Source organism: Rhodococcus sp. MEB032 (assembly GCF_030208925.1).
In the GTDB taxonomy this organism is placed as follows: domain Bacteria; phylum Actinomycetota; class Actinomycetes; order Mycobacteriales; family Mycobacteriaceae; genus Rhodococcus_F; species Rhodococcus_F qingshengii.
In genome coordinates this window covers 1-1046 of sequence record NZ_JARVSY010000045.1, presented here as the reverse complement: position 1 = coordinate 1046, position 1046 = coordinate 1, and the positions used below count along the sequence as shown (strand labels likewise).

The 1046-nt window shown below is 65.0% G+C and carries 1 protein-coding gene; it reads left to right on the top strand.

Features of this window, described 5'->3' with window-relative positions:
- The coding region (locus tag QRN54_RS30455; RefSeq protein WP_285183843.1) for a homocysteine S-methyltransferase family protein at window positions 1–1046 on the top strand (1046 nt) is incomplete at both ends.

Genomic DNA, 1046 nt, shown 5'->3' with positions numbered 1-1046 from the left:
ACTCGGCTCGATGGGACCGGGAACCAAGCTCCCCAGCCTGGGACACGCACCGTACTCAGTCCTTCGTGACGCGTACACCGAAGCTGCGCTCGGCATGATCGACGGTGGCGCCGACGCCATCCTCGTCGAAACCTGCCAGGACCTGCTTCAGGTGAAGGCGGCCATTCTCGGCAGTCAGCGCGCGATGGAGCAACTCGGACTGCGGTTGCCGATCATCACGCACGTGACGGTAGAGACAACTGGAACGATGCTCCTGGGCAGTGAGATCGGTGCGGCGCTGACGGCACTCGAGCCACTCGGTATCGACATGATCGGCCTGAACTGTGCCACCGGGCCGGCCGAGATGAGCGAACATCTCCGGCACCTGTCCAAGTACTCGACGCTGCCGGTGTCGGTCATGCCCAATGCCGGTCTGCCGCAGCTCGGCCCCAAGGGCGCCGAGTACCCGCTGACCGCCGACGAATTGGCCGAAGCCCTCAGTGGTTTCGTTTCCGAGTTCGGACTCGGCCTCGTAGGCGGCTGCTGCGGTACGACACCCGAGCACATCAGCGCGGTCGCCGACGCGGTCCGTCAGGTCGAGAAGGCCCAGCGCACCCCGATCCACGAGCCGAGTACCTCTTCGCTGTACTCGGCGGTGCCGTTCGAGCAGGACGCCAGCATCCTGATGATCGGTGAACGCACGAACTCCAACGGCTCCAAGGCTTTCCGTGAGGCAATGCTCTCCGCGGACTACCAGAAGTGCCTGGACATCGCCAAGGACCAGACCCGCGACGGCGCACACATGCTCGACCTCAACGTCGACTACGTGGGCCGCGACGGTGCCGCCGACATGTCGGAACTGGCCAGCCGTCTGGCGACGTCCTCGACGCTGCCGATCATGCTCGACTCCACCGAGCCTGCCGTGTTGCAGGCTGGTCTCGAACACCTCGGTGGCCGCTGCGCTGTCAACTCCGTCAACTACGAGGACGGCGCCGGCCCCGAATCGCGTTTTCACAAGATCATGACGTTGGTCAAGGAGCACGGCGCGGCAGTCGTCGCCCTGACCA